The sequence below is a fragment of the Plectonema radiosum NIES-515 genome (assembly GCF_025753815.1).
Taxonomy (GTDB): Bacteria; Cyanobacteriota; Cyanobacteriia; order Cyanobacteriales; family Nostocaceae; genus Hassallia; species Hassallia radiosum_A.
The window spans coordinates 1-19826 of the sequence record NZ_JAOWRF010000008.1; the positions used below are offsets into that span (position 1 = coordinate 1).

22 protein-coding genes are annotated in these 19826 nt (G+C 41.0%); 12 read left to right on the forward strand and 10 right to left on the reverse strand.

What is annotated here, in order from left to right; all coding sequences use genetic code 11:
* Window positions 1-103: 103 nt before the first annotated feature.
* The 4 genes from OGM63_RS00960 to OGM63_RS00975 form a co-directional block, all read right to left on the reverse strand.
* The gene (locus tag OGM63_RS00960; RefSeq protein WP_263743627.1) at window positions 104-1252 is read right to left on the reverse strand and encodes a sulfate ABC transporter substrate-binding protein; all 1149 of its coding nucleotides are present in this window, start codon (window positions 1250-1252) and stop codon (window positions 104-106) included.
* A gap of 163 nt (window positions 1253-1415) precedes the next feature.
* Window positions 1416-2171 carry a class II glutamine amidotransferase gene (locus OGM63_RS00965; protein ID WP_263743628.1) on the reverse strand — a complete coding sequence of 252 codons (756 nt, stop codon included), beginning with the start codon at window positions 2169-2171 and terminating at the stop codon, window positions 1416-1418.
* On the reverse strand, window positions 2168-2299 hold the full coding sequence (locus OGM63_RS00970; protein ID WP_263743629.1) for a hypothetical protein: 132 nt from the start codon (window positions 2297-2299) through the stop codon (window positions 2168-2170). Before OGM63_RS00970 ends, OGM63_RS00965 begins: the two co-directional genes overlap by 4 nt.
* Window positions 2289-2876, reverse strand: coding sequence for a Crp/Fnr family transcriptional regulator (locus OGM63_RS00975; RefSeq protein WP_263743630.1), 588 nt, complete (start codon window positions 2874-2876; stop codon window positions 2289-2291). The genes OGM63_RS00970 and OGM63_RS00975 overlap by 11 nt, the downstream gene beginning before the upstream one ends.
* A 74-nt stretch (window positions 2877-2950) precedes the next feature.
* Here OGM63_RS00975 and OGM63_RS00980 point away from each other — a divergent pair, with 74 nt between their 5' ends.
* Window positions 2951-3961, forward strand: a complete 1011-nt coding sequence (locus OGM63_RS00980; protein ID WP_263743631.1) for a sulfate/molybdate ABC transporter ATP-binding protein — start codon at window positions 2951-2953, stop codon at window positions 3959-3961.
* Between the two features lie 238 nt (window positions 3962-4199).
* Here OGM63_RS00980 and cysE read toward each other — a convergent pair whose 3' ends face one another.
* On the reverse strand, window positions 4200-4925 hold the full coding sequence (gene cysE, locus OGM63_RS00985) for a serine O-acetyltransferase (protein ID WP_263743632.1): 726 nt from the start codon (window positions 4923-4925) through the stop codon (window positions 4200-4202).
* 224 nt (window positions 4926-5149) lie between these two features.
* Between cysE and OGM63_RS00990 the strand changes: the two genes are divergently transcribed.
* Window positions 5150-5605, forward strand: a complete 456-nt coding sequence (locus OGM63_RS00990; protein ID WP_263743633.1) for an RrF2 family transcriptional regulator — start codon at window positions 5150-5152, stop codon at window positions 5603-5605.
* 133 nt (window positions 5606-5738) lie between these two features.
* The gene (locus tag OGM63_RS00995; protein WP_263743634.1) at window positions 5739-5921 is read left to right on the forward strand and encodes a hypothetical protein; all 183 of its coding nucleotides are present in this window, start codon (window positions 5739-5741) and stop codon (window positions 5919-5921) included.
* A 242-nt stretch (window positions 5922-6163) separates the two neighbouring features.
* Here OGM63_RS00995 and OGM63_RS01000 read toward each other — a convergent pair whose 3' ends face one another.
* The gene (locus OGM63_RS01000) at window positions 6164-6856 is read right to left on the reverse strand and encodes a cadmium resistance transporter (RefSeq protein WP_263743635.1); all 693 of its coding nucleotides are present in this window, start codon (window positions 6854-6856) and stop codon (window positions 6164-6166) included.
* A 111-nt stretch (window positions 6857-6967) separates the two neighbouring features.
* On the opposite strand from OGM63_RS01000, the gene OGM63_RS01005 reads away from it, so the two are divergent.
* On the forward strand, window positions 6968-7630 hold the full coding sequence (locus OGM63_RS01005; protein ID WP_263743636.1) for a cadmium resistance transporter: 663 nt from the start codon (window positions 6968-6970) through the stop codon (window positions 7628-7630).
* Window positions 7631-7739: 109 nt separating this feature from the next.
* On the opposite strand, the gene OGM63_RS01010 is transcribed toward OGM63_RS01005, so the two are convergent.
* Window positions 7740-8537, reverse strand: coding sequence for a sulfite exporter TauE/SafE family protein (locus OGM63_RS01010; RefSeq protein WP_263743637.1), 798 nt, complete (start codon window positions 8535-8537; stop codon window positions 7740-7742).
* Between the two features lie 532 nt (window positions 8538-9069).
* Here OGM63_RS01010 and OGM63_RS01015 point away from each other — a divergent pair.
* Together OGM63_RS01015 and OGM63_RS01020 are read left to right on the forward strand one after the other, a co-directional pair.
* The gene (locus tag OGM63_RS01015; RefSeq protein WP_263743638.1) at window positions 9070-9240 is read left to right on the forward strand and encodes a hypothetical protein; all 171 of its coding nucleotides are present in this window, start codon (window positions 9070-9072) and stop codon (window positions 9238-9240) included.
* 71 nt (window positions 9241-9311) lie between these two features.
* A complete protein-coding gene (locus OGM63_RS01020) occupies window positions 9312-9653 on the forward strand; it encodes a phosphatase PAP2 family protein (RefSeq protein WP_263743639.1) in 342 nt (113 codons plus the stop codon).
* 211 nt (window positions 9654-9864) lie between these two features.
* Here the strand turns inward: OGM63_RS01020 and OGM63_RS01025 are convergent, their stop codons facing one another.
* On the reverse strand, window positions 9865-10518 hold the full coding sequence (locus tag OGM63_RS01025; RefSeq protein ID WP_263743640.1) for a hypothetical protein: 654 nt from the start codon (window positions 10516-10518) through the stop codon (window positions 9865-9867).
* A 1163-nt stretch (window positions 10519-11681) separates the two neighbouring features.
* Here OGM63_RS01025 and OGM63_RS01030 point away from each other — a divergent pair.
* The 5 genes from OGM63_RS01030 (at window position 11682) to OGM63_RS01050 (ending at window position 15798) form a co-directional block, all read left to right on the forward strand.
* Window positions 11682-12341, forward strand: a complete 660-nt coding sequence (locus OGM63_RS01030; protein WP_263743641.1) for a cadmium resistance transporter — start codon at window positions 11682-11684, stop codon at window positions 12339-12341.
* A 259-nt stretch (window positions 12342-12600) separates the two neighbouring features.
* Window positions 12601-13254, forward strand: a complete 654-nt coding sequence (locus OGM63_RS01035) for a cadmium resistance transporter (protein WP_263743642.1) — start codon at window positions 12601-12603, stop codon at window positions 13252-13254.
* Between the two features lie 163 nt (window positions 13255-13417).
* Window positions 13418-14254: a sulfite exporter TauE/SafE family protein gene (locus tag OGM63_RS01040; protein ID WP_263743643.1), complete on the forward strand. Its 837-nt coding sequence runs from the start codon at window positions 13418-13420 to the stop codon at window positions 14252-14254.
* Between the two features lies 1 nt (window position 14255).
* The gene (locus tag OGM63_RS01045) at window positions 14256-14792 is read left to right on the forward strand and encodes a DUF1634 domain-containing protein (RefSeq protein ID WP_263743644.1); all 537 of its coding nucleotides are present in this window, start codon (window positions 14256-14258) and stop codon (window positions 14790-14792) included.
* Window positions 14793-15336: 544 nt separating this feature from the next.
* Window positions 15337-15798: a DUF7980 family protein gene (locus OGM63_RS01050; RefSeq protein WP_263743645.1), complete on the forward strand. Its 462-nt coding sequence runs from the start codon at window positions 15337-15339 to the stop codon at window positions 15796-15798.
* A gap of 277 nt (window positions 15799-16075) precedes the next feature.
* Here the strand turns inward: OGM63_RS01050 and OGM63_RS01055 are convergent, their stop codons facing one another.
* Together OGM63_RS01055 and shc are read right to left on the reverse strand one after the other, a co-directional pair.
* A complete protein-coding gene (locus OGM63_RS01055; RefSeq protein ID WP_263743646.1) occupies window positions 16076-16885 on the reverse strand; it encodes a prohibitin family protein in 810 nt (269 codons plus the stop codon).
* 118 nt (window positions 16886-17003) lie between these two features.
* Window positions 17004-18905 (reverse strand): squalene--hopene cyclase, encoded by a 1902-nt coding sequence (shc, locus tag OGM63_RS01060; RefSeq protein ID WP_263743647.1) that lies wholly within the window; start codon window positions 18903-18905, stop codon window positions 17004-17006.
* Between the two features lie 56 nt (window positions 18906-18961).
* Here shc and OGM63_RS01065 point away from each other — a divergent pair.
* The coding region (locus OGM63_RS01065; protein ID WP_263743648.1) for a glycosyltransferase at window positions 18962-19826 on the forward strand (865 nt) is incomplete at its 3' end.

The window sequence follows — 19826 nt, forward strand, 5'->3', positions numbered from 1 at the left end:
GGGACAAGGGGAGAGCCATATCTTCAACATTACCCATTCCCCATTCCCCATTCCCCATTCCCCATTCCCCATTCCCCATTCCCCATTCCCCATTCCCCATTGACTATTTCTTTTGAGCTTGAATTTTGTCGAAAAGACCACCATCAGCGAAGAATTTTGTCTGCACGGTATCCCAACCACCGTAGTCACCAACTGTACCGAGGGTTTTGACTTTGGGATATTTGCCGGCAAGTTCTTTGGTTGCAGGTGCTGTCTCGTCTACTGGTCGAAATCCTAATTTGGCGAATTCTTGCTGTGCTTCGGGGCTATAAAGGTATTTGACAAAACCTTCTGCTACTTCTCTTGTGCCGTGCTTATCAACGTTTTTGTCTACGACTGCGATGGGGTTGTCGATGGATATGTTGACATCAGGGACGATATAACTGACTTTTTCGCCTTTTTGTTGTGCCAAGATAATTTCGTTTTCGTAGTTAATTAAGGCGTCTCCTTGACCCTGCTTGAAGAAGGCATCGCTAGCTTCACGGGCATCTTTGGTCAAAAGAGGTACATTTGTATAAACTTTGGTGACAAAATCAGTCGCTTTCGCTTCGTCTCCACCAGTTTTAATTACTGAATTCCATAGTGCTAAGAAATTCCAACGCGCAATACCCGATGTTTTCGGATCAGCGGTAATTAGCTTGACACCATTTTTACCCAAATCTGCCCAGGTTTTAATGCCTTTGGGGTTGCCTTCTCTGGTGACTAAGGCAGCAACTGATTTTGAGACAATACCATTGTTGGGGACTTCTTTTTCCCATCCTGGTTGAATTAATCCAGCTTTCTCAATTTTTTGGGTGTCTAATGCTAGTGCTAAGTGGACGACATCCGCTTCTAAACCGTCGATAACAGCGCGAGTTTGCGAACCAGAACCTCCGTAGCTTTGCTTGAAGGTGACGTTTTGGTTATGGTCTTTTTTCCACTGTTCGACAAATTTAGGAATAATTGCTTCGTGAACGGCTTTGGTGACAGCAAAGGAAACGAGGGTTAGTTCAACGTCTTTGTTGTTAGCTGCAACAGGACTAGCACCAGAAGTCCCAACACCGCTATTAGCATTATCGGCATTTCCACCAGAACATGAGGCGATCGCTACACTCAATATCGCTCCCACTAAAAACATCGATACAAAGCCCTTAAAAGAACGCAACTTGAGTCTACGGCTCAAATGCTCAATGGTAAACCCCGATTGCTTCAGCGAGCGTTGCCAAAAACTCATTTTTTCTGCTCCTAATCAATCTACTATTTATTGATATACATACCGTGCAATAGATAGTACAGTGGTCAACCTAAAAATGCAATAGCAAACCTCCACATCGTTGATAGATAATATGTAGATTTGAGAAGATAAAAAATTTGGGCAATGCCCCATACCCCATTACCTATGTAAATTTTAAGGGCAAACCGTCCTGAAATATTAGCAGTTCTCCTTCTTTGATTTGCGTCCAAACTTCGTTGTCGGTGAGGGGGGTAGTAGCGATAACAGCAACGCGATCGCTCGAAGTCGTCAATTCTTGGAAATCTACAGTTACATCTTGGTCAATCAAGTGAGCCGCTGCAAAGGGCGCTTGTCGTACAATGTAACTAAGCTTAGTTGAGCAGTGAGCAAAAAAATGCTCTCCCTCCGATAATAAGTAATTAAAAGTACCATAAAGAGAAATTAAATCAGTAATTTCCCGAAGTGCTAAATAAAGTTCTTTAACGTTAGGCTGACCTCCGGGAAAGCGTTGTCTTAAGGTTTCTAGTATCAAGCAAAACGCTCTTTCACTATCGGTTGTGCCGACAGCATGATAAAACCCCATAGATTGAGGGTGAAAATCTGGTAAATCTCCATTGTGAGCAAATACCCAGTACTTTCCCCACAGTTCCCGACGGAAGGGATGGCAATTTTCTAAACTAATTTCCCCTTGAGTAGCTTTGCGGATATGGGCAATCACATGGGTAGAGTGGATGGGGTAGCATCGTACCACCTCTGCGATTGGAGAACTAACCGAGGGTTTGGCATCGATAAAAAGCCGACATCCTTTGCCTTCAAAAAAAGCAATCCCCCAACCATCACTATGGTCGTCAGTTTTTCCTCCCCGCGCAGAAAATCCTTCAAAAGAAAAGCAAATATCCGTGGGGACATTGCAGTTCATTCCGAGTAATTGGCACATAGCGATCGCATCTGTGAACTATAGAGATTAATGCCGTTAGCCTCAAGATACTTCAGAATGCCTGATTTAATCTGGAGCGATCGCAACAAGAATGAGGATTTAAATCTCATAGTGCCAAATCTCTTCTTCTCGCAGCACAATTCGATGTAGACTCAGACGGTGAATAAAGCCTTCCTGTTCTAATTGCCTCAAAACACGAGTGATTGTCACACGAGTTGAACCCAATAAATCGGCAATGTCTTCATGAGTCAGACGCATATCTATCAAACGTCCTTGTTCAACTTCACGACCAAACCTTTTAGATAACCATGTCAACAGCTTGATCAGCATGATATCAACCGTTTTATAGCCACGAACAATCATCAATTCTTCAGCTTGTTGAATGTGTGCCAGCAATACCTCTGTAATTTGATCCCACCCTTGCAAATTCAAGATTGTCCCTTGCACTTTGGTGAGACACTCCATCTGATACGGTTCGACTTTTGACAAAGCTTTGCCAACAATATCTCCCGATCCCCACACTCCCAGAGTCACGCTCGTACCGTCTTCGAGATAAGTAAATGTTCGTACAACCCCTGTTTCAATTTTCCACAGAGTATGAGTCTGTTGTGGCAACAAGGAGCGACGGGAAAAATATTGAACTGTATTCTTACTTACAGAATTTGCCGGGGCAGAGTATAAAGACATTATTGCAAATAATCCTATTATCCGATACATTAACCGTAGTATTCAAAATATATCAATTTCTGGAAGGATTTCCTATGGGGATAGCAGTTGAGAATGTTTCCAAACACTATGGTTCTTTCCACGCAGTGGATTCTGTGAGCTTGAACTTTAAAACTGGCTCTTTGGTTGCGCTTTTGGGTCCGTCTGGTTCGGGAAAATCAACATTAATGCGGATGATTGCTGGACTAGAGACACCTAGTTCCGGTCAAGTGTGGATAGTTGGTGAAAATGCCACTCACAAGCGGGTGCAAGAGCGTAATATTGGCTTTGTATTTCAGCACTATGCCTTATTTAAGCATCTGACAGTGCGACAGAATATCGGTTTTGCCCTAGAACTCCGCAAAGCTCCCAAAAACCGGATAAAGGTGCGAGTAGAGGAACTTTTAGATTTGGTGCAGTTGAGTGGATTAGGCGATCGCTATCCCTCACAATTATCTGGGGGACAACGGCAAAGAGTAGCCTTAGCGCGTGCTTTAGCAGTTCAGCCGCAAATCTTGCTACTAGATGAACCCTTTGGCGCATTAGATGCGAAAGTACGCAAAGATTTAAGAATGTGGTTGCGACGTCTGCATGAAGATGTGCATGTAACCACAGTCTTTGTCACCCACGACCAAGAAGAAGCAATGGAAGTTGCTGATGAAATTGTGGTGATGAATAAAGGTCGAGTCGAGCAAGTTGGCACTCCGGCAGAGATTTACGACCACCCAGCAACACCATTTGTCATGAGCTTTATTGGTCCAGTGAATATCTTACCTGGTAACTCTGGTATTCAAACAGGCAATCATTCGGTAACTGCGAGCGATCGCGTATTTTTACGTCCTCATGACATTCTCATTCAACCCCAGAGGGTCGAAGATGCAGCACCAGCCAAAGTTGACAACATAATTCACTTAGGTTGGGAAATTCGCATCGAGTTAATTCTAGAGTCTGGGGAAAGGATAAATGCTCACCTCAGCCGAGAGCAATTCAATCAACTTCCACTAAAACAAAACCAGCGAGTCTACGTTAAACCCAAGCAAGCAAGAGTTTTTCCGGCTTATGCTTAAAAGGAGTTTGCCCTGTTGGAGTTTGGAGTTAGAAGTTACTCTCCTTACAACGCTCTGACTTGTAATGCTCTTGTGGGAGGCTCTGCCTCCACCAGGTTTGACTCTAGGCAGAGCCTCCTGTATCACATTAAGAGTCTGAGACTCTTAACGAGGCAATCCTCACTCCTCACTCCTCACTCCTCACTCCTCACTCCTAACTTCTCCTCACTCCTCACTCTTAACTCCTAACTTTTATATGCTAAATTCCCGCACCATCGAGAAAGTCTTCGATTACCGAATCTGTATTGCACTTACTGTTATCGGTTTGTCCGTTATCTACTTGGATGACGGACATATGTAATTTACTTTCCATCTCGACAACTTGTTTCTCTAGAGTCTTGACTCGTTCAAATAAAGCGCGTATGACCTCGGCTTCCACATCCCGCACTTTATCATGAGCCAAAGGATTAACACTTGTGTTGTCTTGACGAGTTACACGTCCGGGAATTCCGACTACAGTCGTGTTACTAGGCACATCTCGCAGTACCACCGAACCGGCACCGATGCGGACATTATCGCCGATTTTAATGTTGCCTAATACCTTTGCCCCTGCGCCGACAACTACATTATTACCTAAAGTGGGATGACGCTTGCCGCTTTGTTTCCCGGTACCGCCGAGGGTAGCACCTTGATAAATTAGGGCATTGTCGCCGATTATCGCTGTTTCGCCAACAACTACTCCCATACCGTGGTCGATAAAAACACCCTTGCCAATGGTTGCTCCTGGGTGAATTTCAATTCCCGTCAAAAATCTACTGAGATGGGAAATAAACCGAGGTATAAAGGGCATCCCTATTTTCTCCAGCCGATGTGCGAGGCGATGAAGCACTATGGCTTGAAGTCCGGGATAGCAAAACAACACTTCCAGCCAGTTACGGGCAGCTGGATCGCGCTCATAAATCGTTCGCAAATCAGTTAGTAGCATAAGGAAGTTTGGATCTTTGTAGCTGAGGGAGATAAAATCAAAAACCTAAATAATTCCCAAGATCGGAATTATGATGGATAATCTACGGTAAGTCGATAGAATTTAGATATTTTCGTCAGTGATAATTGCGATGCGATCACTCACATCCCTTAGTTTGAGAAAAATTAAGCTCGCCGCTAAATACCTTAACTCTATCTAAAAACCGTAGTATATTGAGTAGAGACTTGAATAGCCCAAATTACGCTCTGTTGGATCTGTCTTCTAAAGTCGAATATGCTCTGCTAGCACTTTTACAACTAGCGAGCCATCACGACAAAAAAGTTCCTTTGACGATGAGCGAGATTATTGCCCAGCAACCGATTCCAGAACGCTATCTGGAACAAATTCTTACTAGTCTGCGACGTGCGGGTGTGATTAAGAGTCAACGCGGTTCTAGGGGAGGCTTTCTTTTAGTTCGTGAACCTTGGCAAATTACCTTGCTGGAAATTGTCAATTTGGTGGAAGGCGATCGCAAACCGAAAGAAAGCTCAGAACCTCCCACCCTAGAAAAGAATCTGGTGCAAGACATTTGGCTACAAGCTAACAATGCTGCGGTTGAAGTTTTGAGGAACTATACACTCCAAGATATGTGTCAAGAACGAGATCAAAGGACACAGCAGAATCCCATGTATTACATTTAGCAATTGAAGAATACTCATATCTGGATTGCGCTCATAAACTACGAGGGAGTTAATCGGACGGACTCGTTTAGTTCAGTTGAAGAAGATTACAAAATCCAAAGCGCAAAGCGCAAATAGTGGTCAAGCTTATTGTATGAACCCATCCGATAAAGTAAAAGACCGCATTAACTTGAGTATGGTAGAAGCGGCAAAGATCCCTAGCTTGATTTCCCCTAAAAAGACAATTTTCCTAGAACCGACTGCTAACACCGGAATTGCTTTATTCTCTGGTGGCAGCAGAACGGAGTTACCATCTTATTCTAACAATACCCCATAGGATGAGCATAGAACGACGGGCAATGTTGAAATATGGCGCTCAATTAAATTTAACGCTCTTGGTAAAAGGTATAAAGTTTGAAGCCCTCCGAAGTTTCGCTTACACTAGACATCTCCGAAATTTGAATGTAGAGACGCGAAATTTCGCGTCTCTACAAGCGTTTCGGGCAACGCATAATTAAATTAGGTCGATGTCTACTTACTACTTCTCTGTAAGTTTATTTATGGGTATTTAATTTTTACTTATCCCTTATTAACAGAATCCCCATCTTTTTTCAGCAAAACAGCCAAACACATACAACTAAGAATTAATTTAGTTAGACTTAACGCTTCACTTTTCAAGACAATAAAAGCACCTAATGCCATCAGCACAAAAGGCACAAAATAATTGCCATAGCGAGTTATCAGTTGAGCTATTGTACTCTGATAAGTTAATTTCTCTGCTACACAGCACCAAACAGCTAAAAGTACAGAGAATATAATAAATATTATTAATAAGCTGACAAAACTGCTGTTAGCAAACAACGGCACATAAACACTGATATTGTCACTACCATTAGCAATAGTCACAGCCGCTACACTATAAGTCTGGGGAGCAAAAAAACTAGTAATATTTAAATCATCAAATTCTTCTATTTCTGTCTTCTCTTGGGTCGATGCATCTTCAGAATTAACCAAACTACTAATACCTATTGCCATTGGCATCAAACCTAGCAATCCAATCCAGTGTGGCGATAAAATCAACCCTCCAAAGAAACCGGGAAGACTAAAAATTACCAGCACCGTAAAACCTAAATACTGACCAACAACAATATGACGACGGCGAAAAGTAGCATTCACCTGGGAAAAAAACAGTAACAAAATCACAATATCATCAATATTCGTAGCAGTAAACGCCGTTACCCCAGTACCAATCGCAGCAACTAACTCATTCATTCTTCTCTTACTCTTTCTTGGTGTCCTTGGCGCCTTCTCCCGAAGGGAGAGGCTAGCGCCAAGGCGGTTCGTTTAATCTAGTATATAAATAACATTATCCGACAATCCAGCATGAATAAGCTTGGGACAGCTTTCATAGAAGGGATAATCGCCTTCTTCTTTACTAATATCGATGACATCATAATCCTGCTGCTATTTTTTTCACAGATAAATCCTAACTTTCGTCGCCGACATATCTTTTTTGGTCAGTACCTTGGTTTTGCCGCCATCATCATCGCTAGCTTACCAGGATTTTTCGGTGGCTTGGTAGTGCGGCGAGAATTAATTGGATTACTCGGAATACTACCAATAGTAATTGGTATAAAGCAACTGCTGAGTCAGGAAGAAGAAACTACAGAAGTTCAAACAGTAACCAGTGATTTTAAACAGTCCTCACACAGAAACCCCATAATATCTTTTATATTGAGTCTTTTGCATCCTAATACATATAAAGTAGCGGCAGTAACCATTGCCAATGGTGGTGATAACATTAGTATTTATATTCCCTTATTCGCTGGTCATAATTTTGCCAGCCTGGGAGTGATTTTGAGTGTATTTTTTGTCATGGTATGGGTTTGGTGCTTGATTGCTTACCTATTAACCCTTCAACCTACCATTGCTGATATTTTAACTCGCTACGGTAACATTCTTGTCCCCTATGTCTTAATTTGCTTGGGACTTTTTATAATGTATGAAAGAGGTACATTCAATCTATTGCCGTGGGTGAAAGCTTAACATTGTTGGTTGTTAGTTGTTAGTTGTTGGTTGTTAGTTCTTAGTTGTTGGTTGTTAGTTGTAAAAAAGTACTCATAACCACTATCCACTATCCACTATCCACTATCCATTACGCTTGATAAACTAACTTCCAACTAACCATCATCAATATTGTGTAAATGATAAACCGCAGTGGGCGTTGAGGCGCGATTTGACAGATTTTAGCGCCTAGTAATACTCCTGGAACTGAGCCTATCCAAATCGGTACTACCAGACTCCAATTAACTGTTCCCAAGGTGAGGTGTCCGAGGGAGGTAAAAAACAATAAAATCGCGGCTTGTGAAATGTCTGTACCCACTAATTTACGAGCATCAAGGCGGAAAAAGCCAATCAATACCAGTGCAAACATTGAACCGGAAGAAACACTAGTTAAACCGACTAAACAGCCTAAAACTGCTCCTATTGTCATCGTCAGAAAACGACCCAAGTTAGTTTTTAAGTCAAACTTTGGCAGTTCGGGTAGGGTAAACTTGGGGAAAAAAGTCAAAAGTAGCAATTGTAGGAGTGCTAAGACTGTAACTAACAGAATCATCACCCCAAGCAAGTGTAGCAGAATATAATCCAGGCTAGATCCACCATTACGCCTAATTAGGTGCAAAATCCCCACCCCAAAGAGCGATCCTGGGACACTTCCAAATGCCAGCCATTGGACAACTTGCATGTCGAGGGTTTTCTGTTGATAGTGCTTGACACTGCCAACAATCTTCATTAGTGTGGCAGCCACGACATCAGAACTAACAGCCACGGAAGGTGGAACTTGGAATACAAAAATCAACATTGGGGTGATGAGAGATGCTCCGCCAATTCCTGTTAAACCAACGATGATGCCAACAAAGAAGCTTAACAGTGGTAGTAATAAATAGTTCATACTCCTATCCCAAATGGGGGGTTTTCAACTGTGGTAATGTAGACAGCAAAAATTTTCGTGTTTCTAATTGAATGAGAAACACAAAGGTTATTTAACGAAGGCTTTGGGGATTTAAGATCCTGACCAAAAAAGCCGTTGGAGTGAGTTTTTTAGCACGATCGCACTTTTCCCTTGTTCAGCAGGTCGTAACTGCCGATAGGACGCTTCTCCTGCTGACTGACTTTTCTAGTATTTTACTTCTAAAATACTAAAAGCCGACTGACTTACCGTATTTTAACCATAATCATAAGCAAACGTCTAGTCCACAGTTTTGTAGATTACCTAATTACATGGTGAAACTAGATACTCAGTTTATTATAGTCATAAAAGTTACTGAACGTTTACGGATAATGGAGTGTTACGTTATGTATAAATTTAGAAGATAGTTTTAAAATTATGTAATCAAATGCCATGAAAAAAATCCAACTTTTTCTGGATGATGACTTAGATGGCATCTAAGAATTGTTTAAGTAGGTCGAAGGGTGTATTTAATATGGAAAAATTAGAAAACGTCAAAAGCGATCGCCAACAACAAAAATCGCCTTTGAGCTTGATCAAAAAACTGTTGATTGCTCGTTGGCGTTCTCTGCTAATTTTATTTATCGGGGTTTATTTACCGGGAGCAAGTCTTTGGGTTACTTGCCTTAGAAGTATGGCAACATGAAGGTGGCTTTCCGTGGGATGTGCCGATATTGATAGCAATTCACAAAACAGCACAGACCCAGTTAGATATTTTTGCACTGTCAGTCAACCGCTCATGAACTCAGTTATGCCTTTTTTAGTGGTCATGCGATGACGAGTATGACACTGATAGCAGTTTTGGTAGTTTTAGCTTGGAATAGCAACTTGCGCTGGTTAGTTTTGATTTTCGGCAGTTTATTCGTCGTTGCGATCGGCTGGACGCGACTTTACCTTGGCGTTCACTTTCCTAGTGATATTCTTGCAGGATGGATGGTTGCATTAGCTTGGGCAATTGGGGTAAATCTGATTATCAAACCGCATTTGACTAAAGCAACCGATGTGAATGAACAACCAGTAGAGGAAACATCATTACTTCCGGAAGAAACACAGTTATAGCCATTTGGATAGTTGTTGGTTGTTGGTTGTTGGTGCGATAGAGACGTTCCACTGGAACGTCTGTACAAAAGTTAGTTGATAAGTAAGTGGGCGAAATTAAACGTAAAATACTCTCCTAGTTCGTAGTGAGCGGTTTACCGCTCGTCGCTCTTGGATTTTAACGGCTTCAGCCGTTACTACGTTTATCCACTACCAACTAACCACTATCTCCTCAACTCTTATTAGTAGGTGCATTGGTAACTCGTGCATCTACAATCGCTTGCGACACATTCGGGATAAACCAGTTTACTTCACCTGGTTTCAAGACTTGAGTACCAGCCTGATTGAATTCAATTGCCCCAGTATCTGCATTTGTCTTCAATACTAACTTAGTTCCAACAGGAACCTTGATGACAACACCACCAGTGAAGTCTTGATTTTGTCCACCAGGAGTGAGGGCAACAGCTTTGATATCGCTGGGGAGAAAAACTCCTTTGCAATCCCATTTATCTTTTGTTGTCTTACCATCAGCTAAAAAATACAGTGAAGCTCCAAAGGAGTATTCATCATCGTCCAGATTTGGTTCTGGTCCGTAAACAGCTAAAGTTTTTCCTGTCTCATTACGACATTGCCCCCAGTTAATGCCTGACTCAAAGGCATATTTTTGAAACTGTAACTCATTGAGTTTATGATCAATCTCCTCAGTTGTGAAACCTTCTACAGCCGCATGTGTTTCTTTAAGAGTCTGCAATTTATTAATCTCTTTAGTGAGTGCGATGTAGTCAGGATTTTTGGTAAAACTTGGCGCATCTGCGAATGAAGGTGGAGCAAACATTAGATTTACTAAAACTAGCGCCGCCATCAAAATGTATTTGAAATTTTTCATGATTCTTTGCCCTTAATTCTATAAATTACAGTTTTTGACTGTCCTACATAATTCTCGACATTATGGAGGCTATGAAAACCGAATTTTTGTGAACAATGCTTTTTTGCTACTTAACAATTCATGTTTTACCTTACCATTTGAGCTTTCTTTTCGCAAGTTTAGCAAAAAAAAATATTTTTATACTACTCTGTTGCAGTCATGCTTATTAGTTAAAATCGCTTATAAATATTGACTTTTGGCGATTTTATGAGTTGAATTAATTGGAATTACTTAAATCGTGTTTCGGATATAATGTATTTTTTATCACTGTTTTTTAGGGTGAATGATTGGTTAATTTTGGCTAAATTTAATGGCAGTATTCCGATGTGATTTGGGGTAATTAATTATTATTTGTAAAAAAGTAAAATATTTTTTTACTACCTACTTGATTATCAAAAAATATCGTGTAATATTAGTCTGTATTGACAAATAGAAAGAACGAAAAGACTGATTTATTAGATAGATTTCTCATAAATCGCAGTTAAAGTCAGAAATTGAATAGAAGGAAAATTCTGCCTTTGATCTATCGATGAATTGCATGTAACCCAATCAAGACATGCGTCATTCCTCACTACAAATTTTGGAAAAGGAAAATCAAATTGCATCTACCTAGTACACACGGCTTAAAGCCGGATTGCCAATATTACCCAGAAGTCTTAGCTGAATATGACGCTGTTATTACACCCACAACAATCCCAGCATCAAACATCGGCTTAATCGTTGCCCATATAGGAATCTGGTTTGATTGCGTGAAAAAATCTAATTATATGTAGGGTGCGTTAGGCTTCGCTAATACACCCTAGGTATAAGTAAGTCGGCGTGAAAAATTAAAGGTTTGTAGTGAGCGCTTTAGCGCTAAAGCGCTCACTACGAAGGAATCACAGACGTTTACGTTTATTTACATAGTTCGGTTTATTAACGCCGACCTACTTATTTCAAAAATCAAATATGAGTCCTATATTTGTCAACGGCATCTGGCTAAGTTTTCTGGTTGGTTTAATTGGGCTAGTTTTTGTCAGTATCAACATCAACCAGTTTGCCAGTCGCACCGCTTCTGATTGATCCTCACATCGAGAAGCAGAGAAAAATTAAGAAAAACAGCATTTAATCATTGTATAACGATTATGACTTGGCTAATTAGTACTTTATTTATTGGCATTTCTGCGGCTTTTGCCACCACCTTTGACGACAATTTATACTTGACTGCGTTTTTCGGAAAAGTCAATCGTACCTTTCGTCCGAAGCATATTGTTCTTGGTGAATTTCTTGGATTCACTGCATTAGTTTTTGCTAGTCTCCCTGGTTTCTTCGGGGGTTTAATTGTTCCAGATGCCTGGATTGGATTGTTAGGTTTTCTTCCCATCACGATTGGTATCAGTAATTTAATGAGTCGAGAAGAAGAGGGATCGGTGCAAACTGTGTCAATTTTAAACTCTTCTGATGAACCTCAGCACCGCAATCAATCACTATGGGCAACTATACGCGATCGCCAAACTTACCGCGTTTCCGCTGTCACCGTTGCAAATGGAGCAAACAACATTGGAATCTACGTACCGTTGTTTGCTAGTAGCAATCTCCCTAGTTTGGGGGTAATTGTGTGTGTTTGCTATTTAACTATTGGGCTGTGGTGCTTCCTCTCTTACCACATGACTCGTAATCCTCTCATGGCACCGATTCTAGCTCGTTATGGTCGGAAAATCTTTCCGTTTGTATTAATCTACTTGGGATTCTCCATCCTAATTAAAAGTGGAACGTACCAACTTGTGCCTGGTTTTGGAATGTAAAATTTTTAACTGAAGCTAATGTAAAGTTACAACCTTTGTGACATGACTCGGTAATTCTTGTAATACCATTTCACGAAATTCCCGATACAAAATTTCAAGCCACCGCATGTATGCGTGGGGATTGGTATTTTGGAATTTTGAATGGAACGTAGGGATTGACTTTTGACTCCCCATATCCACGTATCCGTCTTGAAATGTTCTGAACGCTCTGAAAGCCGGCGCTAAGACTTTCCGTAAAATTCACGCATCTAAAATTAATATGAGCGAGTTAGTTACTGCACTCTTGACAGGGGTAACAGCCTTCAGTGCCACCAACATTGATGATATTATTCTCCTAACGCTGTTTTTTTCACAAGTGAATGTTACGTTCCGTCGTTGGCATATCGTTGCAGGTCAGTATATAGGCTTTGCAACACTAATAATCCTCAGTATTCCCGGTTTCTTTGGCGGTTTAATTGTACCGCGTCCTTTGATTGGACTATTTGGCTTAGTGCCAATACTAATCGGTATAAAATGCTTGCTCAATTTTGAAGATGCAAGCGATGAAGAGGAGGGAGAAACAGCGTATAACAACTCATTTATTGCGAAGTTAACAAGAATGCAAGTTTACAGTGTGGCAGCCGTGACGGTTGCTAATGGTACTGACAACATTAGCATCTATGTGCCTTTGTTTGCTAGCAGTACCACGGAAAGTCTGCTGGTAATTCTAGGCGTATTTTTTGTGTTGGTAGGAGTGTTGTGTTACACGGCATATAAATTAACCCACAACAAAGCGATCGCTCTTGTTATGACTCGCTACGGCAATAAGTTTATGCCTTTTGTGCTGATCGGACTAGGTGCTTTTATTATGGTAGATAGTGGCACGTTGACACTACTAAACTTATTTAATGGCGAAATCTCGTTTTCTTTGTGAGCATTGCCCACAAAAATTATCCCCTGGGGCAGAAAGTGACAAAAAAATCATTTTTTGTGCCCAATAATACTTTGTCTTCACCCCCTGCCATTTAAATTTAAATAAAGCATAAAAAATTATCCTAGCCTTGTTATATAGACTTCAAAATAGAGGAAAATAAAATTTGAATATCCTAGAATTTTCTTTACTAGTTTGGATAGGGTCATTTAGCGCTGGTTTTCTGGGTGCGCTGACTGGGTTAGGGGGTGGAGTAGTAATTGTTCCTTTATTAACTTCAATGTTTGGCGTTGATATCCGCTACGCTGTTGGTGCTTCACTGGTGTCTGTAATTGCGACTTCTTCCGGTGCAGCATGTACTTATATAAAAAAAGGCTACACTAATTTACGCTTGGGAATGTTTCTGGAAGTGGCAACAACAATTGGTGCGATAGTTGGTGCTTTAATTGCTAGTTTTATTTCTGTCAAAGCGCTGACGATTGTGCTTGCGATCGTTTTAATTTATTCAGCATACCTTTCACAACAACCTAGACCAGAAAATCTCGAAACTGAGTCAACCGACTTTCTGGCAAACTATCTGAAACTCAATGGTACTTACCCAACTCCTAATGGATTGATGTCTTATCAAGTTCAAGGAGTGCCAGCTGGGTTTAGCGTCATGTTAGTAGCTGGAGTGCTTTCTGGTTTACTTGGCATTGGTTCGGGAGGATTCAAAGTATTAGCGATGGATCAAGCTATGGGTCTACCCTTCAAAGTTTCTACCACTACCAGCAATTTTATGATTGGTGTGACAGCAGCTGCATCAGCAGGGGTTTACTTAGCACGAGGTTACATCGATCCGGGATTGTCAATGCCAGTGATGTTGGGGGTACTTCCTGGTGCTTTTTTGGGTGCAAAAGTTCTAGTGGGAGCTAAAACCCAGATTTTGCGAATTATCTTCAGCCTTGTGCTGGTGGTAATGGCTTTGAAGATGGTCTACAACAGTCTATTAGGGGGGCTGTAAAATGTATAAATTTAGTTCGTCGGATTGGGAGTGGAAATCATCGGTTCAGTCAAAGGTTGAACTAGTTGCACTACCTTTGCAGTCAGAACCAGATTCTGACATTCAAGAGTTAACAGAACGCGCTAACAAAATAACTCGTGATATTGATAGTAATAGCATCACGAAAACATCAAGTGAGCAGCAACTAGAAAATCTACTTAGCAATCTTCTCAAATATGGCGTTTTCATTGCTAGTGCTGTAGTTTTACTCGGCGGTATTCTATATTTAATTCGTCACGGTGCTGAACCTGCTGAATATCAGTTTTTTCGCGGAACCCCAGCTGAGTTTCGCTCTCCTACAGGTGTCGTAGAAGCTGTTTTTTCAGGTAGTAGCCGTGGGATAATTCAACTGGGACTGCTATTATTAATTGCTATTCCCATAGTTCGTGTGATAGTTTCCCTTTTGGCTTTTATTCGCCGGCGTGATTTGATTTATATTATTCTGAATTTGTTCGTATTAGTGGCTCTGACTTACAGCCTGATAGGTGCTTATCACTAATAGACATAGACGTGAAAATTAAATATGCGTCAACCAAACCCCTTGTAGAGACGCGAAATTTCGCGTCTCTACAGAAATTTTTGGAGATGTCTAATAGACATCTCCAGAAATGAACTATGCGTTGCCCAAAACCCTTGATTAGACGTTGCATGTGCTACGTCTCTACCTCTTTTATGGAGATGTCTAATACTAATTATATAAGTCTTCAGTTAAGGGGTGCGTTGGGTTTTGCTAACGCACCCCAATCAATACAGCGGTTTTCAATTGAATCTACCACACAAAGATGTAGATGTAGAGACGTAGCACATGCAACGTCTAATCAAGGGTTCTGGGTAATATCATGTCCGTTTAATTAACAGTAATAAAAACATATCTACCGTCGTAGAGACGTTCCTTTCGTAACGTGTTTACTTTGTCCAATACCGTGAATTCCTTTGATGTGGCGATCGCTCATCAACTGCATAGATATCTTTCTATTGGTAGAGTAGACTTTTCCTGGGTTTTTATATAAACTACGGTAAGCCGATAGTATTTATGTAATAACATGGCAACCATCCAAGAAGTCACTCAATTAAGCGTAGCCGGACAAACCACCTCTGACGAATCATCACAAACCGCGAATCAGGTCGTCATCCAACCAGACATGTGGAAAAAACTCCGAGGTGGATTCTTTTTAGTGCTTGGATATTTACTATCGCCATTATGTTGGTGGAATGATTTATTATTCAATCTGCCAATCGCTTATGGTTTTGGGTATATATGTAGTTTATTTTCTCCAAAGTTACTTATACCTTGTTCAATTATCGGCTACTGGCTATCTAACGTTGTCGGAATTCTCTTAATGCAATTAGGCTCTGTAGATGTCTTTCAAAATCAACCCAAAGAACGTAACCTGAAAAAAGAATTATTCACGGGTCTAGTTTCATCAACAGTTTTTACTCTAGTGATTATCTTATTAATTCAGTTTAAGATTATTGATACTCCCGTTTTCTTCTCTAATAGTTAATGGTTAGTTGTTAGTGGTTAACAACTAATATCACGTCCACGTTCCTTAGCAGTAATAAAAACACCCTAACCCAATACGCTTTGTGTTAAGGATTTTTGGTATTGATTTGATGTATGTAGAGACGTAGCTAGCTTACGTCTCTACGCTCGTATTTGGGGCTTAACACGCCCGCGTATTGCACCCTAACCCTCCTAGAGACGTTACGAAAGGAACGTCTCTACAATATGTGTAATTTAGCGAACATGATATAACAACTAACCATTAACAAACAATACCATCAATTTTTATTAGCATCTACCAAATCTCTCAAATTCAACAATTTGGGAACGTCCTTACCAATAATTAATGGCAACTTGCCATCCCATTTTTCTATTGCTTGCCGTTGCAGTATTTCTGGAGTCAAAGTCTGACGCAGTAAACTGTTTGCTTCAGCCTCTCCTTTTGAAAGATTCACTTTTGCTTGAGCTTGTTTTGATGCCTTTAACGCTATAAATTCTGCCTGTTTTGCTTCTTGTTCGGCAATTTGTTTTGCTTCCACTGCTTGGCTAAATTGCGGTGAGAAGTGGACATGCACTAGAGAAATATCATCAACTGCAATATGATAGTTAATTAAGCGTGTGGTTAGTGCATTGTCAACTCCTGCTTTGACTTCCCCCCTTTTTGTGATAACTTCTTCAGCAGTATACTTTGCTATCACGGCTTTGAGTACTTCTTCAACCGCTGGATTTATAATACGCTCTATAACACTTTTTTGATCTCCAATTTGTTGAAAAATGACATTTACTTCTTCTGGAATGATATGCCAGTTGAGCGCTACATCGGTGAAGACATCTTGTAAATCTCTTGAGGATGCTTCTGCGGAAATTTCCTGACTTTGGACTCGAACACTCAATTTTTTGACAGTATTAACTAGAGGAATAATTACGTGAATTCCTTCTCCTAGTATTGTGTCTTGTACTTCACCAAATTGCATTAATACCCCGCGTTGTCCAGCGTTTACTATGACAAAAGGGGTGAGGAAAATAGTTATTAAGAATAGAAGTGCTGTAAGTTTACCAGCACTGGTAAAAGCTTTATTTTTTTTCATAATTATTTTTTAAATAGGTAATTGACATCTGGTATAAATTAATGATGCATTGCGCGAAACCCTTGTAGAGACGTAGCATTGCTACGTCTCTACGTCTTTTATACGAAAGTATCAAACACTAGAGATTTTGATAGCGGGCTAAAGCTATTAAAGGAAAATATTGTTGATAAAGGTGATATTTTAGGTAAAAGTGACAGGGAAAGCCAGTACCTGTAAATTCTGATTCGTCCCAAGTACCATCTGATTGTTGAGTTGCTAAAAGGTAGTTAATTCCTTTTTCAATTGCGGGCAGGGCTATTATTGCTTTCGCTTCACGTGCTGCTATCAACCCTATTATTGCCCAAGCGGTTTGGGATGCTGTACTTTTTCCTTTTCCTTTCAGACTGGAATCGTTGTAACTGCGACAAGTTTCACCCCAACCACCATCGGGATTTTGACATTTGAGTAACCAAGTTGCACCGCGTTCGATACTGCTTTTGTGAGTCTGCGGTGCAACTAAAGCAAGAGCGGAAAGTACACCACTAGTTCCATAAATGTAGTTTACTCCCCAACGACCAAACCAGGAACCATCGGTTTCTTGTTCGTTCATGAGATAAACGATCGCTTTCTCAAAGCTTTGAGTATCAATTGACTGTTTGCATTCGCCCAGCATTTCTAATACTCTGGCAGTAACATCAGCGGTGTTTGGATCGATCATCGCTTTCAAGTCACCATAAGGCACTAAATTAAGCCACTCTTGATTGTTGTTGAGATCAAATGCAGCCCAACCACCAGCTTGACATTGCATCGAAGCCATCCAATTAATCGCGCGGGCGATCGCTTGCTGCTTTAATTGTTCATTAGGTAGTTTCGCAATCTGCAACGCCATGACAACCACAGCAGAGTCGTCTACATCTGGATAAAAGCGATTTTCAAACTCAAATGCCCAAGCACCTGGTTTACCTTGATGATTTTTAACTGCCCAATCACCGTAATCCAAAATCTGCTTGTCTAACAAGAATTCTCCAGCTTTAACTACCGTCGGATGATCCGCTGCTAAACCAGATTCGATTAAACCACGCATTGCCCAAGCTGTATCCCAAACTGGAGAAACACAAGGTTGCACTCGGTAAGAATCTTCAGTTTCAATGGCAAAATTATCAATTGCTTGCAAACCTCTAACGACAATCGGATCGTTAACATCGTAATTGAGCGACTTCAAAGCTAACATTGAGTTTAGCATCGCCGGAATAATTCCGCCCCAATCGCCGGTTGCTTCTTGTCTTTCTACAATCCATTTTTCTGCGGCTTTAATACCTTCAGAGCGCAAAGGCATTAAATTCAACTTTTCTGCTAACTTGAAAGCATTATCCAAGGTGATGAATAAATCAGTCCAATCACCATTGCGAGGTAATTCAAATTGGATATCTGCACCTTCAACATACAACTCATTTAAAGTGATAGCTGAATCAATTTGATAAATCGGCTTATCATCAAAGACAATTAATAAAGGGACAGTGCTTGACCTTGCCCAACTCGATAGTTCATAGATATTAAATGGGAAAGCATCCGGCAGAAGCATAATTGCTGGTGGAATCGAGGGAAGACCCTGCCAGTTGTAGCAGCCAATCAGTGCTAAGTGAAACTTTGTAAAGATGCGAGTTTTACTGATGCCGCCGCGCTGTAAAATGAAATCTCGCGCCCTTCTCATTGCCGAATCGCTTGCAGAGACACCTAGTAGGGCAAGCGCCATGTAAGCCTCTACCGAAACGCTAAGTTCTCCGCCATCACCGTAGAACAGTTCCCAACCACCATGCTGTCGTTGTTGAGAACGCAGGTAGGTTTCGACTTTGTGTAAAGGTCTTTGAGAGTCTGTCCCCCAAATTTTATGCAGAAGGACAACTTCAGCAGTGATACTGACATTAGATTCTAACTCGGCACACCAATAACCTAGGGGATTTTGAATCGAGAGAAGATGATTTTGGCTCTTGGCGATCGCTTCTGTAACTTTATTGACTGTTACTCTATCTTGAGTTTGCATGTAATATTACTCAATATTAACAAGATTACCGACACAGCATTAGAGAAAAAAGTTCTTTGCATACAGTCAGCAAACATAGTATTTTGCTCACAGAGGCAGTGAATTGGCAAGAGGCTATGGAAGGAATTATATTCGGGGTAATGCTCTTATCTTTGGTAATTTGGATTGGATTATTGACTTTGCGGGGTCAGTTTTGGCGAACAGACCAGCAACTAGAGGTAGGAGAAACACTGCTAGAATCATTACCTACGGTGTGTGCGGTAATTCCGGCACGTAACGAAGCTGATTTGCTACCAGTTAGTTTGCGATCGCTTCTACGTCAAGATTATCACGGCTCCTTCTCCGTCTTTCTTGTAGACGACCACAGCACAGACGGCACTCCAGATATAGCTTTATCTGTGGCACACGCTTTAAATAAATCACACCAATTACAAATAGTTTCTGCCCAAGCCCTACCTCCCGGCTGGACTGGTAAACTATGGGCAATTGAACAAGGCATTCAAGCTGTAGAGACGTTGCATGCAACGTCTCTAGAAAAACCGGATGCAACGTCTCTAGAAAAACCCGATTATTATTTGCTCACCGATGCAGATATTGAGCATGATGTCGCAAATCTTCAGAGACTTGTTGCCAAAGCTGAAAAAGATAATTTAGATTTGGTTTCGGTAATGGTGCGACTTCGCTGCAAAAGCCTTTGGGAACAACTTTTAATTCCGGCTTTTGTCTTTTTCTTCCAAAAAATCTATCCCTTTGACTGGGTTAACGATCCAAATAATACAACAGCCGCAGCTGCCGGGGGCTGTATTCTCATTCGTAGAGAAGCCTTAAATCGCATCGGTGGAATTAAAGCTGTACGACACGCTTTAATTGATGATTGCGCTCTTGCTTCTGCGGTCAAGAGGGAAAGGGAGAGGGGGGGAG